The following is a 15,885-nucleotide window of genomic DNA, read 5'->3' as shown; positions in this document are numbered from 1 at the left end:
ACGTCACAAACTGATTGCAATTGGTCTAAATTTTTTATAGATACAATAAGTCATCTAACAATCTGCTAAATGAAAAGCTATACTGACCGTCAATTAGTTTGCTATTAGCTCTTATTAAAACTTACTTGTTATGAAAAAGCTATCTCGTTCAGGGTATGTTCACCCATTTTTTTTGCTGATTATCATTATTTTAATAGCAATACCGATGGGTTTTTATGGAATGTACCTCTATATTGCACCATCTTTACCAGAAATGAGCTCCTTAAAAAAGGCGCCATTACTTAAGCCTTTGCAAGTATATACTGCGGATAATCAATTAATTGCGGAATATGGAGGCAAACTTTCTGTCCCTGTTGAGTACAACCAAATACCCAAAAATTTTATTCATGCATTCTTAGCAGCGGAAGATTCATCTTTTTTTGAACATAGTGGTGTAAGTTTTAAAGGTTTAGGACGTGCAGTAAGTGAGTCTGTAACTGGTGGTGCACAAACTGGTGGATCAACCATCACCATGCAGGTTGCAAAAAACTATTACTTAACCCCTGAACGAACATTAAAGAGAAAATTAACAGAAGTTTTTTTAGCAAGAAAAATTGAACAAAATTTATCCAAAGAAGAAATTATGACACTCTATGTCAATAAAATCTTTTTAGGTAAAAATGCTTATGGTATTGCGGCGGCTGCAAAAATTTATTATGACAAAAGCTTAGACCAGCTTAGCATTGCCCAAATGGCAATGATTGCAGGCTTACCCAAAGCACCTTCAAAATACAACCCTGTCGCCAACCCTGAACGTGCCTTAGAACGCCGTAACTGGATTTTGGGTCGTATGCTACAACTGGGTTATATCAACCAAGTACAATACAATAAAGCCGTTGCTGAACCTGTCAGTTTAAGTATGCCTGACCGTGGTATAAGCAATAAATTTCCTTATGTGGGCGAAATGGTTCGCTCTGAACTGGTAGAAAAATTTGGCGAGCTTGCAATAGACTCAGGTTATAAGGTTTATACGACGATTGACAGTAAACGCCAGCAATATGCAGAAGATGCTGTACAAAAAGGCTTAGAGGATTATGACCGCCGTCACGGTTGGCGTGGCCCTGAAGCGCATGACAAACCGCTGAAAGATTTTCTACCTTATGCCAACACCTATCCTGCAGAAGTCGTAAAAGTTTATGCAAATAGCTTTGATGCCTTAATGCAAGATGGCTCTAAGGTTACTGTACCGTGGTCAGGTATGTCATGGGTTCGTCCATACCATAATGCTAATAGTGTCGGTGGTGGTTTTAGTCGTGCTTCACAAATTGTCAAAGTCAAAGATATTATCCGTTTGCGACCAAATGCTGAAAAAACCGCTTGGTCACTGGTTCAAGTACCTAAAGTTCAAGGACAATTGATTGCGATTAATCCAAACGACGGTGCAATTGAAGCTGTTGTGGGTGGTTATAATTTTTATCAGTCTAAATTTAACCGAGCATTACAAGGTTGGCGTCAACCGGGTTCAACCATTAAACCATTTATCTATGCGCTAGCGCTTGAACGTGGTATGACACCTTATAGCATGGTCAATGACAATCCAATCACGATTGGACGTTGGACACCTAAAAACTCTGATGGTCGTTATTTGGGTATGATTCCACTACGCCGAGCTTTGTATTTGTCACGAAATACCGTTTCAGTACGTTTATTGCAAAGCGTGGGTGTAGAACGTGCACGTCAATTGCTAATGGACTTTGGTCTACAAGAAGATCAAATTCCTCGTAACTTCACGATTGCACTCGGTACACCGCAAGTTTTACCTGTACAAATGGCCACAGGTTATGCAGCAATCGCCAATGGTGGATATCGTGTACAACCGCATTTCATCAGTCGTATTGAAGATGCATATGGCAAAACTATCTATGAAGCAAAACCTGAGTATGCTTGTATTTCATGTATTAATGAAAAAGATGATGTAGCAGATACCGAAGCAACCACACCAGATGATGAAGTTATTGAAATGACCAATCAAACACTGGAACAAGAAGCTGAACCAACAAACACCAAAGCGTTAAGCAAAGAAGAACAAAGCCAGTACCGCCAAGCACAACGTATTTTAAAATCACAATCTGCTTATGATATGGCTAATATTCTACGTGACGTAATTGTACATGGTACTGGTCGTGCGGCTTTGAAAATTGGTCGTAGTGACATCGGTGGTAAAACAGGAACAACCAATGATGCCAAAGATGCATGGTTTGCAGGCTTTAATGGTAAATTGGTGACGATTGCTTGGGTTGGCTTTGATAAACCTTCAACGCTTGGTCGTCGTGAATATGGGGGGATTGCAGCCTTACCAATTTGGACAAACTTTATGGGTAAAGCGCTTGAAGGGACACCATCAGCTTGGGTACATTTTGATAAAAATGCCAAAGATCCTATTTCACGAGAACAACGTGGTCATGTTGCAACAGAAGACACATCTCAAGCGAAGAAAGATGAATATCGCACCTCACCACCATTGGCACGACCAATTTATCGTCCTGCGCCAGTTGCACCTGCACGCAATCCATCGAATGACTTTGATGATTTGCCTGGTGAAAGCAATGATGTGGAAAAAATCCTGAATCCAACCCGTCAGGCACCACCAGCAATGAATAACCGTCCTCAAGCAACGACACCTCGACAAGAACCTCATGATTCTTTAGAAAGTTTGATTAATGAAGTGCAATAAAGCTTTTTAAAATAATCCGCAAAAAGAGCGTATTTGATATACGCTCTTTTTATTTCTCCGCCTTTTTCTGTAAGAGGATTTGTAAATAGGCTAATTTACGCTTAGAAATTATTTAATGTAGCTATCTCATTTAATTTAACCAAATAAGTTAAAAGATGAAGCTTTCTCATTAATTCCCTAAGAAAAATAAGAATGGATAAAACATTTTCCATCGACAAAAAATAAGCTGCATAATGCAGCTTATTTAATCAATCCTATTTTTTAAACAGTATGCCTGTTAGTCATCATCTTGTGGTTTTTGCAAAGCAACAATATGGACTTTATCAATCTTATGCCCATCCATCGTGACGACTTCAAACAGATAACCATCTGCTTCAAACTTTACACCATTTTCAGGCAAACGACCTAAGTGAAATAAGATATAACCTGAAAGTGTTGAGTATTGTTCAGACTCATCGACTAAATCACACCCTAAAAGTAAAGAAACATGACGAATATCTGTTGAGCCTTCAAGCATCAATGAACCATCTTCCAAGCTTTCAGCAGCAGCTTCCATTTCATCTTCGTCAGGGAACTCACCTGCGATCGCTTCTAATACATCAATCGGGGTTGCAATCCCTTCAATTGAGCCATATTCATTCAGTACAATCGCCATTTGTAGTGGGGCTTGACGGAGTTGCTCCATCACCATGAGTACTTGCGCATTTTCATGCACAATCACGGGTTCACGAAGATGTTTGTCAAAATCCAACACACCTGTTTCAATATAGTCATTCAACACTTTATGTGTCGGTACAATCCCTGCGATATTGTCCAACTCACCATGCGCTAAAATTAAACGCGAATGCGCCATCGACATTAAATTTTCTTTTATTGTCGCTTCATCTTCATCTAAATCTAACCATTCCAATTCTGGACGAGGGGTCATCACCGATTTTACAGGACGTTCCGATAACCCTAAAACACCCTGTACCATCACACTATGATATGCACTATTTTCAGAGTCAAAAATCTCATCTGCCAAAGCTTGTGTCGCCAAAACATCTTCAGACTTGCTGTTTTGACTATCAGAACTTGCAGCACTTTTGCCACCTAACATCCGCATCACAGCCGATGCAGTACGGAAACGCAAGTCTGTGGTGGTAACTGTTTTTTCTTGGTTTTTACGCATGGTTTGGTTAAAGAACTCAATCATGACTGAGAAACCAATCGCTGCGTATAAATAACCTTTCGGAATATGATAACCAAAGCCCTCAACAATGAGTGAGAAACCAATCATCATCAAGAAACATAGACATAAAATCACGATGGTTGGATGTTTGTTTACAAACTCCATCAATGGTTTAGATGCCCACAGCATGATCCCCACTGCAATCACCACAGCGATCATCATGACTGACAGTTCTTTGACCATCCCCACAGCAGTGATCACACTGTCCAAAGAGAATACGGCATCAAGCACCACAATTTGAACGATGACCATCCAAAAAGCTGCATGCACAGGGTTTTCTTCTTTAATCGGACCATGCCCTTCCAACTGTTCACGCAACTCCATCGTGCCTTTGAACAATAAGAAAATACCACCAAACAACAGGATCAAATCTCGTCCTGAAAATGGATGTTCCAAAATATGAAAAAGAGGTTTTGTGAGTGTAATCACCCATGCAATAGATGCTAACAGCACCATACGCATACAGAGTGCCAACATTAAACCGATAATACGTGCTTTATTTCGTTGTTCAGGCGGTAATTTTTCCGCAAGAATGGCAATAAAAACGAGGTTATCAATCCCAAGAACGATTTCTAGAATTACCAGTGTTGCCAAGCCCACCCATGCCGATGGGTCAGACATCCATTCTAAAATCATGATTGCGCCTCCCTATTCAAGAGAGACAAGCGACTGTTGAATAAAATAGACGTGAGCTTCAATTGATAGAATGCTTTTGTTATATGAGAAAAATGTATTATTTCGGAGCGACGACAACCACTACCCATGTTGATTCATTTGTTTGTTGTAAAACAGATTTCAATTATATCAAGACTATTTGGGAATTCATCCTTTTTTTCAAAATCAATAAAAATCTCAGCAAATCGCAGGTATTGCAGCCTTTTACATTACAAAACATTGCAAACAAAACATAACCATATCTCACCTTGTCATATTTATGCCGTAGAATCATAATGAAAAATAAAGATTTAATGATCATGAAGGTGAAAGAATAATTTATGAATAATGCATTTATGAATCCGTTAGAAACTATTTTAACCACAGAAAATAAAGCAACTCAGGTTCTCATTGCCCTATATTGTGGCTCTCGTTTTGGCAATAATCCCATTTATCAAGAAACAGCGATTCAATTGGCACAAGGGATTGCTGAACATGGTTTTGGGATTGTGTATGGTGGTGCGAGTATTGGCTTAATGGGACAAGTCGCTGATACCGTAACCGAGCATGGCGGTGAAGTGGTTGGTGTCATTCCTGAGTTTATGTTGGACTATGAAGTTGCCCATAAAAATTTAACTGAGCTGCACATTGTCACCAATATGCACGCAAGAAAAGCCATGATGGCGGAACGTGCCAGTGCTTTTGTTGCGCTTCCTGGTGGTTTAGGTACTTTTGAAGAAATTCTTGAGATTGCCACTTGGGGACAGCTGAATCAGCATCAAAAACCAATGATGCTTTATAATGTAAATGGCTTTTATAACCATATGATCGCCCAACTTGATCATGCGGTTCAGGAAGGTTTTTTACCTCCGCAGCATCGGGCAAAATTAATCGTATGTGAAACGGAAGATGAGATTTTCTCTGCTATTCGAAATTTACATACACCTAAAAGATTTGTGATCTAAAACGACACATCATAAAAAATCGAGCATTTAGCTCGATTTTTATTTTATGAATGTTTCTTTAATCAGCTTATTTTAGATTGATTTGGTACACCGCAGTAGAACCACTGACTTCATTGCCCACAATCAACATTGGCTTAGCATTTGGTGAATCTTTGGCTGCGACAAAAGTTAAACCTTCTGGTCCCAAGTCACCTTTTTCAATCAAAATCTGTTTGCCTTTCTTATCTAAAATCGGTTGACCTTTGCTGTCTTTGAGTACTTGATCTTGCTTAAAGCTACGATCATTAAAGTATTGTACAAACATTGGTTTTTGCGGATTGCTGATGTCATACACCATAATGCCACTTTGACGCTCTAAGCCAATAAAAGCAAAAGTCTTTTTGCCAATTTTACCAATAGTCAAACCTTCTGGTTCAGGCCCTTTATTGTCACTACGATCATCAAATGCCACAGCAGCATGATCAGTATTAAAAGTATTTGGGAAAAGTTCAGCTACTTTACGCTCAAACTCGCTCCCCGAATCCCAAACCAATTGACCTTGTGCATCCCAAATGCTGAATGAGCGTGCGCCATAGGCATAAAGCTTTTTATAGGTTAATAATCCATTTGCATCTAATTTTGGCGAACCATCCGCATTGGTTTCATACCCCATATTCCATGCGATATTTAAACGTCCAAGTTGCTCATCATCACGGCATTTACCTGCTTCATTTGCTGTTGCACCACAATATGCAAAAATCGTTGGATCGAGTTTTGCACCTTTTGCCCCCTTGGCGATTTGTGCGAGATGTGCAGGATAATCCCCTTCAGCATTGAAACCTTTTTTGTTAAATAAGTGCTTCATACGAATGGATTCAACATAGCCTTTGCTCGCATCTCCTGCAAAATAGGCAGCTTCATCACTGAGCCATTCACGGGCATCGCCTTCATTGGCCGTAACTAAATAGGTTTGATTATTTGCAGTATATTGTGCAATTGCGTCAGGCTGATACATGCCGACCAAACCTTGCCACGCTTGGATATTTATTTTCTTGTCTTTATCACTAACATCTAAAGCATTTGCCGTCAGCCCATGATCTTTAAAACCCAGTGGATAAATGTTTGTCACTTTTTTTGCTGCAATATCAATTTTTGCAATCGCATTATTTTCTTGCAAACTTGCCCAAGCTGTTTTGCCATCATCACTAATGGTAATGTATTCAGGCTCTAAATCTTGTGCAACAGTTGCATTGGGTCCAAAAATGCGGACGCCTGATTGGATCAATTCTGCTTTTTTGGTATTCCACGCTTTAAAGTCAGCAGTGCTCGCCACAGGTTTATTGATATTTGAAACATCAATAATGCTCACCGAACCTTCTGGATCAATACTATAGTCATCATTCGGTTCCGCTTCATTTGCAACCAATACCGTTTTACCATCTGGGCTAAATGTCAACATATCGGGCAATGCCCCAACATTGACTTTACTAATAAACTTCAAATCCTTAGCACTAAAAAATGCCACGATGCCTGTATCAGTTTTCTTTTCAGCCTGTACTGCCAGCGCTACAATGCCATTTTTAACAGAAACAGAATTCACTTCAGAATTTGCCAAATGTTCACGTGCTGATAATTCACCGATATGTACTGGCTGTTCAGGTTTAGATGCATCTAAAACATCAATTACACCTTTTTTAGCATTCACAACAAAAATGCGTTTTGATGCAGCATCGTATGCAGGAATTTCTGCAGCGCTTTCTTCAAACACACCCGTTTCATAATGACCTAAACGGCTTAAACTGATGGTTTCAGGTGTTACTTCTTCAACGACAGGCGGCTTGGTATTGTCATGGGTTGAATTGTCTTTATCATCATTACATGCCACCAACCCCATCGAAAGCATTGCCAAACACAATGCTGAAATTTTAAATTTCATTTAATTTTTTCCATTCTTCGTTTAAATTTTCAGTAATTTATGCAACTTGAATGAAATTCTTATGACAGATCAGTGACAAAATGATTGCAGTTTATTGACCAACAACAAAACAAGCTTTTTACAGATTTAAAATGACGATTACTTTAGAATATTGAAAAATTAAACTTTTGAAGAGACATGACAGCCACGCCATTACATCAAAAATTACAACCCGAGTTTTACCTATTGGTCTTTTTGGTGTCCATTGGCTTTTTCATGCAAGGTTTAGATACCACCATTATCAATACTGCCCTACCTGCAATGGCGGCCAGTCTGCAAGAACATCCTTTGCGTATGCATGGTGTGGTGATCAGTTATGTACTTTCTGTAGCCGCATGTATTCCTTTAAGTGGTTGGCTCGCCGATCGTTTTGGGGTAAGAAATACCTTTTTTGCTGCCATCGTGATTTTTACCCTTGCCTCTCTTGGCTGTGCTTTATCCAATGATTTCAATCTATTAATTGCATTTCGCGTATTACAAGGTATTGGTGGTGCATTGTTACTGCCTGTCGGGCGGTTGGCGATGCTACGCATTATTCCACGTGAACAATTTTTGTCCGCAATGAGTTTAATGAGTTTGGCGGGTTTAATGGGACCTTTAATGGGACCAACATTGGGTGGCTGGTTGGTTGAGTATGCCTCATGGCATTGGATTTTTTTGATCAATCTCCCCATTGGGCTATTGGGAATGTTTGTGACCTTTAAAGCCATGCCAAATACCACCGAACCCTCAGTGAAAAAGTTTGACTTGAGTGGTTTTATTTTACTGGTGATTGCGATGGTCGGGATGGCGTTGGGCATCGAAAATATTGCCAGTCGAGAGGTATCCAGAAGCTTTAGTCTTAGTTTATTTATCACAGGCTTTATTGCTGCGCTGATCTATGCCTATCATGCACATACTCATCAAAATGCTTTGTTTCGTAGTAAGTTATTTAGAAACAGAATCTATGCCATTGGGATTTTAGGTAACTTTTTTGCCCGTTTCGGAAGTAATGCTATTCCGTTTATTTTGCCTTTGATGTTGCAAGTTGCCTTTCAGATGGAGCCGTTCATGACAGGCATCATGCTAACGCCTATGGTGTTAGGTTCATTATTTTCAAAACCCATTATCCGCCCGATTATTTCCAAAGTCGGCTATCGTAGACTGTTACTGATCAATACGTTTTTGGTCGGGGCATGTATTGCAAGTTTTGCGCTGACTACAGCAGATACCCCAACGTGGCTTAGGGCTCTGCATTTCTTTGTATTTGGAACATTAAACTCCTTACAGTTTGTTGCGATGAATACATTAACGCTCAAAGACCTACCACAACAAGATGCCAGTAGTGGCAACAGCTTTTTGTCGATGATTATGATGCTGTCGATGAGTATTGGAATTGCATTGGCAGGGACTTTACTGAATGTATTTACAAACCATTTAGGTGAAGCACAAATCACGCAAGCATTTCATTACACCTTGATTTGTTTAGGTTTAATTAACATTATTACTGCGATTATTTTCTATCAGATTCCCAAAGACCAAGAGATTTAAAATATACACATATCTCGCATAGTCTTGCGATGAAGTTCACATTAAAATGATTACTTCTCTCTATTTAAAATGATGATGCCAAAACATTTAACCAAGATTTCAGCAAATTTTAGTCGCAATCGTGTCGCGTTGACGATTGCGATCGTTGGCTGCCTGATCAGTTTGGCTTTGGCAATTGTTCATTATAATGCGGCTTCTGCTGAACCTTATCCAATCAAAGGTTTTGATGTGTCACATCATCAAGGTCAAATCAACTGGAAACAAATTTCTCCGCAGCGATATCAATTTGTCTATCTGAAAGCCACTGAAGGTGGGGATTTTAAAGATACGTTATTTCAAAATTATTGGCTCGAAGCACGTGAACGTGGTATGCGTGTAGGTGCTTATCATTTTTTTCGTTTATGTCGTGAAGGCGACATCCAAGCGCAAAATTTTATCAATACTGTGCCAAATAAACCCGATGCACTACCGCCTGTGATGGATTTAGAATATGACAGCAAGTGCATTAATACCTTTACCAAAGAACAATTACTGAAACAAATCAAAATCATGCATGATCGTTTGCAAGCTCATTATGGCAAACAACCAATTTTTTATACCTCAAAAAATTTTTATAACATTATTTTGCTTGGTGAGTTTAAAAATACGCCAATTTGGATTCGTGAATATTACGATCAGCCAGATTTGAAAGACCAACGGGCTTGGACATTTTGGCAACAGACCAATCAAGCTAAGATTTCAGGGATACATAAAAATGTCGATTTAAATGTATTTTATGGTGATGAAAAACAATGGCAGAAATTTTTGCAGTAAAATCATCTGCAACCTTGAGATGAAGATCTAAAGTCGTATTTTGTCGCAGAAATTTTTTTAAATCAGATTTAAAGATGAGTCCGCTCTCCAATTCAGTTAAGATAAAAATGATCTGGTCAATTTGACTCGAAAATATGAGAAAAATCATTCATATCGACATGGATGCTTTCTACGCTTCAGTAGAACTACGCGAACGTCCTGACTTAAAACATTTACCTGTGGTGATTGCCTCGCATCATCCACGCGCAGTGATTGCGGCTGCATCTTATCCTGCACGTGAGTTTGGTTTACGCTCTGCCATGTCTATGTCACAAGCCAAAAAATTGTGTCCCCACGTGATCGTGATCGAACCAAATTTTGATAAATATCGGGAAGTTTCTGCACAGATTCACCATATTTTCCAACATTACACGCCTGTGATTGAACCGTTGTCCCTAGATGAAGCTTATTTAGATGTCACTGAAAATTTACAAAATATCCCAAGTGCAACTGAAGTTGCTGAACGCATTCGGACAGATATTTTTACCCATACAGGACTGACCGCCTCCGCAGGTGTTGCACCCAACAAATTCCTTGCTAAAATTGCCTCAGATTGGCATAAACCCAATGGTATTTGCATCATAAAACCCAGCCAAGTCCAACATTTTATTCGCGATCTTCCACTCAAAAAAATCCCAGGTGTGGGTAAAATTACCCAAGAAAAACTGAAAAGTTTGAATTTAGAAACATTGGGAGATTTACAACAAATTGATGAATTTTTTTTGATTCAGCATTTTGGAAAATATGGCAAGCAACTGTTTTTATATGCGCAAGGCATTGATGAACGTCCTGTACAAGCAGAACGACAACGCCAACAAATTTCAAAAGAAATCACCTTTGATGATGATTTTACGTTGATGCAATGTACGCCCTATTGGGAGGGTTTAATTGCACGTGTTTGGCAAAGTTTAACCAAAAAGCAAATTCAAGCACGTGGAGTTACGGTCAAATTAAAATTAAAAAATTTCCAAGTTCTTCAACACAGTAAAAGCTTTAAACATGCATTAAATTCACAACAAGATATGCAAAAAGTGGTACACATCCTTTTATCAGAAATGCAAATACCTGAACATTTTCAATTTCGTCTAATCGGTGTAGGGCTGTACCAACTCTCCGAACAGCAAGATGAGTCACAACTCTCATTGTGGTGAACTATCTATAAATATTGAAGTGAAAAGAATTCGTTTATTTTTCAAACAAAAGAATTAATTTTAATCAAATATTCTCCCACCTTCGCCAAAATTAGAGTACTCTATTTCCCGCAATACATTATCCATGTATCTGCTGAGTGAGTAAAAGTCACCAATACTTTTGCCCTGCTGTCCTGTGATTGGCGTGACGATCAAATCCGAATATTACAGGGCGCTCAGAATGTCACATGAATAATTGCCCTCATCTTTTTTCAAACGCTGCACAATCCCTCTCTCAAAGTTCACATAAACTTCACTTAAATTTCATTCGCCTAAAAGTCTGATTTTCAGTACACTCAAAACGATGCCGTGAAATTTGAAATCCGATGAATAATAAAAAACATATTTTGTGTGTTGAAGATGATGCCGCAATTTTAATGCCTTTACGCTATGCGCTTGAGCGTGAGGATTGGCAAGTGACTTGGGCAAATACAGGTACACAGGCGATTGACTATGTTCAAGAAAAAAACTTTGATTTTATTATTTTAGATGTGGGTTTACCCGATCTCAATGGCTTTGACGTCTGTAAAAAAATTCGCCATTTTAACCATACGCCTTTGCTTTTTTTAACAGCACATGATGATGAAATTGACCGAATTATAGGCTTAGAAATTGGTGCTGACGATTACTGCGCTAAGCCTTTTAGTTCTCGAGAAATTGTGTCAAGGATCAAAGCCATTTGGCGCAGAATGGAAATTCAAAATCAATTAAAAAACTCTCAAGCCAATGAGATAAAAGACAATCCAAAACAAATATCTCAAGTTTGGCAATGTCAGGAAGAGTGCTTACAAATTCATTATTTTAGTACGTTGCTGCAACTGACCCGTTATGAATATCGTTTGTTAAAATTGTTAATTGATCATCCTGAACACGTGTTTAGCCGTCAACAATTGATGGATCATATTTGGGAACATCCTGAGCATAGTTTGGAACGTACTGTAGATACACATATCAAAAGTTTAAGACAAAAACTCAAACACATTTCAAGTGAACACGACCCGATTCAAACCCATCGAGGCTTTGGTTATAGCTTAAAGAGAATGGATTAAAATATTCGTCAAAGGATAGATAAAAGTGGCTATTGATTTGATGAATCTTGGATTATGTATTTTAGTTCCTGCACTTTCTAGCCTTTTCATTTGCTTATTATTTTTTATCTCGCAAGTGTATAACGAGGATTGGTATTTTGAGGATGATGAAGAACCACCTCAAACCAAAATGGAAAAGTTCATGGATAAAGCTTTTAAATTTAGTCTTGTGGCGTGTTGTTTAAGTGCTTTTATTTTTTCTTTAGCCATGTATTTCAAGGCATTTTATTTACTGTCAATTTTTCTGATACTTGCACCACTATGGATATTGTGGGGATATTTCAAAAGTGAATAAATATATCCGATGTTTATTTGAATTATTTATCAAATTAAATGGGTAATGCGCGATGTCCATTTTTATACGCATCTGGTTTTTCTTTGGTTTAATCATTCTGCTCGGACTGTGGTTTATGTCCTACACTTTTAACCAGCAAGTAAAACCCAATGTGCGCCAAGTGGTTGAAGATACACTCGCTGAAAATGCCAATATTATTGCGATGTTGGTGGCTGAAGATGTGCATGAAAATAAAGTCGGTACGCCCCAATTTGATCAAAAAATTCAACAAGCTTTAAATCGCAAACTGAATGCCACGATTTGGCAACATAATAAAAAGGAAATTAACCAACAAATCTATATTACTGATGCAAAAGGCATTGTCATTTATGATTCACAAGGGATTGCCACGGGGCAGGATTATTCACAATGGAATGATATTTATCTGACTTTAAAAGGAAAATACGGTGTACGTTCTACACGTAGTTATGACTTGAAAGGCAATGATTTGGGGAGCAATCACAGCACTATGTTTATTGCAGCACCTATTTATTATCAGGTCAATCAACAGCAGCAACTGATCGGTGTGGTGAGCATCGGCAAGCCCAATCGTTCTGTACAACCTTATATTCAACGTTCAGAAAATCAGCTTTTTCGTCAAGCAGCTTGGATCGCATTATTGAGTTTGTTTCTTGCCAGTTTGGTGGCGTATTGGCTAAAACACAGTATTGACCGTGTCCGTAAATATGCCCAAGCACTCGCACCGGTCAATCAAGCGCCACACTTTCGTTCTGCGCAAGAGCTTAATCTGGTTTCACAAGCGATTGAAACCATGCGAGAAAAACTTGAAGATCGTGCCTATGTTGAACACTATGTCAACACGTTGACCCATGAACTGAAAAGCCCGCTCACCGCCATTCAAGCCAGTGCCGAATTGCTCAAAGAAGACTTACCTTTAGCAGATCAACAACAATTTGCCACACATATTCATGAACAAAGCCAACGCTTAAAAACCTTGATTGATCGGATGTTACTATTGACACGTTTAGAAAAATCCAAACATCAACTTGAGCTACAAAATTTTGATCTTTCACAACTGATCAAACACGTTTTAGACCAATATGCCAGTCAAATTCAAAATAAAAAAATCCAGTGTTTACTGGATATTGAAAATGAATGCTTGATTCAGGCTGATCGTTTTTGGCTACAACAAACTTTTGCAAACTTACTGGATAATGCCTTGGATTTCACTCCACATTCAGGCAAAATTTTGCTTCAATTGCATAAAAATCAGCAACAAACTATTGAATTTAAAATCTTTAATGAAGGTGAATGGATTCCTGAATATGCCCTCAAACAAGTTTTTGATACTTATTTTTCCTTGCCCCGCCCTGTTTCACAACAACGCAGTTCAGGTATTGGCTTAAGCATCGTGAAACAAGTGATTGAACAACATCATGGACAAATTAAGATTGAAAATATTGATGAAAATCAAATTGATTTAATCCAGCCCCATCAGCAAGGTGTTTGTGTCACCATCCGACTAACTTGATTTTGTAATGTCTTTCTAAGCTCATGCCTACATGCATCATTTTCAACTTCACCTAGACTTCACATAAAACTCAAAAGCAACTCAAATAAAAAACATCTACTTTTTACACACTATTGAGATCTACATATATTTAAGGAAATTATGATGAGATCTCATTTTCTTACATTTAAAATCATTGCCATTTTTATATTGATTGGCATATTTGGCATTGGTTTACTTTTTATCCAAAACCTCGTTTCCGAACGTCAAAGTTATCAACAAGACTTCATTCGAGATATTTCCAGCACTCAAATTAGACCACAAACCATTATTGCGCCCTATGTGCAAGTTCCCTATACAGAACAAAAAACCTGCCTGGATGATCAAAAAAAGCCATTTCCATGTACCGAACAATATTTTATGTATTTAGGTGCTGACAGTACCGATTGGACAGCTAATTTTAATGTATCGGATAGCAATTACAGACGAACGATTTATCGTGCGATTGATTATCAAGCAAATTTGTCGGCGAAAGGTGCTTTTTATAAACCTGAACTGGATCAAAAAAATTATGAATGGAATAAAGCACAAATCATTTTTCCTATACATGATCCACGTGGCTTAGAAAAACAGCCTTCCATTAAAATTAACAATCAAAATTACACATTTCAAATAAACGAACAAGCGAAGGATCAATCAGGCTTTGATTTTATGACAGTTTCTGTGCAAAAACATCCTGAAATCTTGCAAGCGATTCAAAATGGTTTTGAATTTAACTTACAACTTCAAACGAAGGGTTTAAGTAAATTCAACTTGATTCCAACCAGTCATCACGTCACTTATAACGCAAAAGGTAATTGGGCAGATACCAAATATGATGGACAAAGCCTACCTTACGCAAAAATGAGTCAAACTGAACAATTTAGCGCACAGTGGAAAAATATCGCACTGGGACAACAAAATCTCAATAAAATCGCCAATTGTGAAAATAGTGATTGTATGCGCCAACTCAGTCACGCTTACTTAACTCGCAGTAGTAATGAAGCAGTTGCAGCCTATGAAAGTGGACAAAATATAGAAAAAATTGGACTTTCAACCGAGTTTCTAGAATCTGTCAATGTCTACACCCAAACTGACCGTGCAATTAAATACGGTATCGTTATTATCATCATTACTTTTGGCTGTTTCTTCTTATTTGAAGTCATGAAAGGCTTGCGAATCCACCCAATTCAATATGCTTTAGTGGCAATGGCACAAGGCATTTTCTTTGTGCTATTACTCTCAATTAGTGAATATTATGCCTTTGCTTGGGCTTATATAGTCGCAGCAATCGCCTGTGTAGGTTTGATGACATGGTATCTATTCTTCGTGATGCGAGGAATCAAAGCTGCTGCAATCTTTAGCCTGATTTTAAGTACGCTTTATGCAGTAATGTACTTATTATTGCAATCATCAGGAAAAACCTTCCTCATCGGCTCAGTGATTTCCTTCATTGTGCTTGCTGCTGTGATGTTCATCACCCGACATATCGACTGGTATCAAGTCGGTACAAAACCCAAATCTGAGCTTAAAAATTACACCCCTTCACAGTACTAAAAACAGTTAAAGATGGATGCGTTTTCGCATCCATTTCCATTTCATTTGTAGGTGAGAACATGAAAAATATACCTTTAAATAGCACCAATACAGCAGTACTTCCTCAACTTTGTCCTATTCAAAGTTCCATTGCATTTTGCTTAAATCAGCTTCGCCAAGCCCAAATTTCCTTTTTAAATTTAGGTAATATTGTGGTGTGCCCAGAACAACGCTTGATCCTCATTTTTCAAGCAAAATACCTTAAGCAAATACAACCACTACATGAATTTGCATAAAAAACCATATTCATGCGGAGCATGTTCACGTA

Annotated in this window: 12 protein-coding genes; 10 read left to right on the top strand and 2 right to left on the bottom strand. The window is 38.3% G+C overall.

Annotated elements, in window-relative coordinates:
• Positions 1-130: 130 nt before the first annotated feature.
• The gene (gene ponA, locus HUS24_RS11560) at positions 131-2,713 is read left to right on the top strand and encodes a penicillin-binding protein PBP1a (RefSeq protein ID WP_173912149.1); all 2,583 of its coding nucleotides are present in this window, start codon (positions 131-133) and stop codon (positions 2,711-2,713) included.
• A gap of 277 nt (positions 2,714-2,990) precedes the next feature.
• On the opposite strand, the gene HUS24_RS11555 is transcribed toward ponA, so the two are convergent.
• Positions 2,991-4,580, bottom strand: a complete 1,590-nt coding sequence (locus HUS24_RS11555) for a TerC family protein (RefSeq protein WP_173912148.1) — start codon at positions 4,578-4,580, stop codon at positions 2,991-2,993.
• Positions 4,581-4,939: 359 nt separating this feature from the next.
• Here HUS24_RS11555 and HUS24_RS11550 point away from each other — a divergent pair, with 359 nt between their 5' ends.
• Positions 4,940-5,563 (top strand): TIGR00730 family Rossman fold protein, encoded by a 624-nt coding sequence (locus HUS24_RS11550; RefSeq protein ID WP_254433852.1) that lies wholly within the window; start codon positions 4,940-4,942, stop codon positions 5,561-5,563.
• A 67-nt stretch (positions 5,564-5,630) separates the two neighbouring features.
• Here the strand turns inward: HUS24_RS11550 and HUS24_RS11545 are convergent, their stop codons facing one another.
• Positions 5,631-7,478 (bottom strand): choice-of-anchor I family protein, encoded by a 1,848-nt coding sequence (locus HUS24_RS11545; RefSeq protein ID WP_173912147.1) that lies wholly within the window; start codon positions 7,476-7,478, stop codon positions 5,631-5,633.
• 177 nt (positions 7,479-7,655) lie between these two features.
• On the opposite strand from HUS24_RS11545, the gene mdtD reads away from it, so the two are divergent.
• The 8 genes from mdtD to HUS24_RS11505 all read left to right on the top strand — a co-directional run bounded on the left by mdtD (position 7,656) and on the right by HUS24_RS11505 (position 15,853).
• Complete coding sequence (gene mdtD, locus HUS24_RS11540) at positions 7,656-9,047, top strand: multidrug transporter subunit MdtD (protein ID WP_173912146.1); 1,392 nt, start codon at positions 7,656-7,658, stop codon at positions 9,045-9,047.
• 75 nt (positions 9,048-9,122) lie between these two features.
• A complete protein-coding gene (locus HUS24_RS11535) occupies positions 9,123-9,860 on the top strand; it encodes a GH25 family lysozyme (protein ID WP_173912554.1) in 738 nt (245 codons plus the stop codon).
• 134 nt (positions 9,861-9,994) lie between these two features.
• Positions 9,995-11,050, top strand: a complete 1,056-nt coding sequence (gene dinB, locus HUS24_RS11530) for a DNA polymerase IV (RefSeq protein ID WP_173912145.1) — start codon at positions 9,995-9,997, stop codon at positions 11,048-11,050.
• A gap of 365 nt (positions 11,051-11,415) precedes the next feature.
• Positions 11,416-12,138, top strand: a complete 723-nt coding sequence (gene creB, locus HUS24_RS11525) for a two-component system response regulator CreB (RefSeq protein WP_173912144.1) — start codon at positions 11,416-11,418, stop codon at positions 12,136-12,138.
• A gap of 25 nt (positions 12,139-12,163) precedes the next feature.
• The gene (locus HUS24_RS11520; RefSeq protein WP_173912143.1) at positions 12,164-12,472 is read left to right on the top strand and encodes a hypothetical protein; all 309 of its coding nucleotides are present in this window, start codon (positions 12,164-12,166) and stop codon (positions 12,470-12,472) included.
• 52 nt (positions 12,473-12,524) lie between these two features.
• On the top strand, positions 12,525-14,003 hold the full coding sequence (gene creC, locus HUS24_RS11515; RefSeq protein ID WP_173912142.1) for a two-component system sensor histidine kinase CreC: 1,479 nt from the start codon (positions 12,525-12,527) through the stop codon (positions 14,001-14,003).
• A gap of 144 nt (positions 14,004-14,147) precedes the next feature.
• Positions 14,148-15,578: a cell envelope integrity protein CreD gene (gene creD, locus HUS24_RS11510; RefSeq protein ID WP_173912553.1), complete on the top strand. Its 1,431-nt coding sequence runs from the start codon at positions 14,148-14,150 to the stop codon at positions 15,576-15,578.
• Positions 15,579-15,637: 59 nt separating this feature from the next.
• Positions 15,638-15,853 (top strand): hypothetical protein, encoded by a 216-nt coding sequence (locus tag HUS24_RS11505; protein ID WP_173912141.1) that lies wholly within the window; start codon positions 15,638-15,640, stop codon positions 15,851-15,853.
• Positions 15,854-15,885 lie beyond the last annotated feature (32 nt).

The organism is Acinetobacter sp. Marseille-Q1618, assembly GCF_902809855.1.
In the GTDB taxonomy this organism is placed as follows: Bacteria; Pseudomonadota; Gammaproteobacteria; order Pseudomonadales; family Moraxellaceae; genus Acinetobacter.
This window is presented reverse-complemented; position numbering and strand designations above follow the sequence as displayed.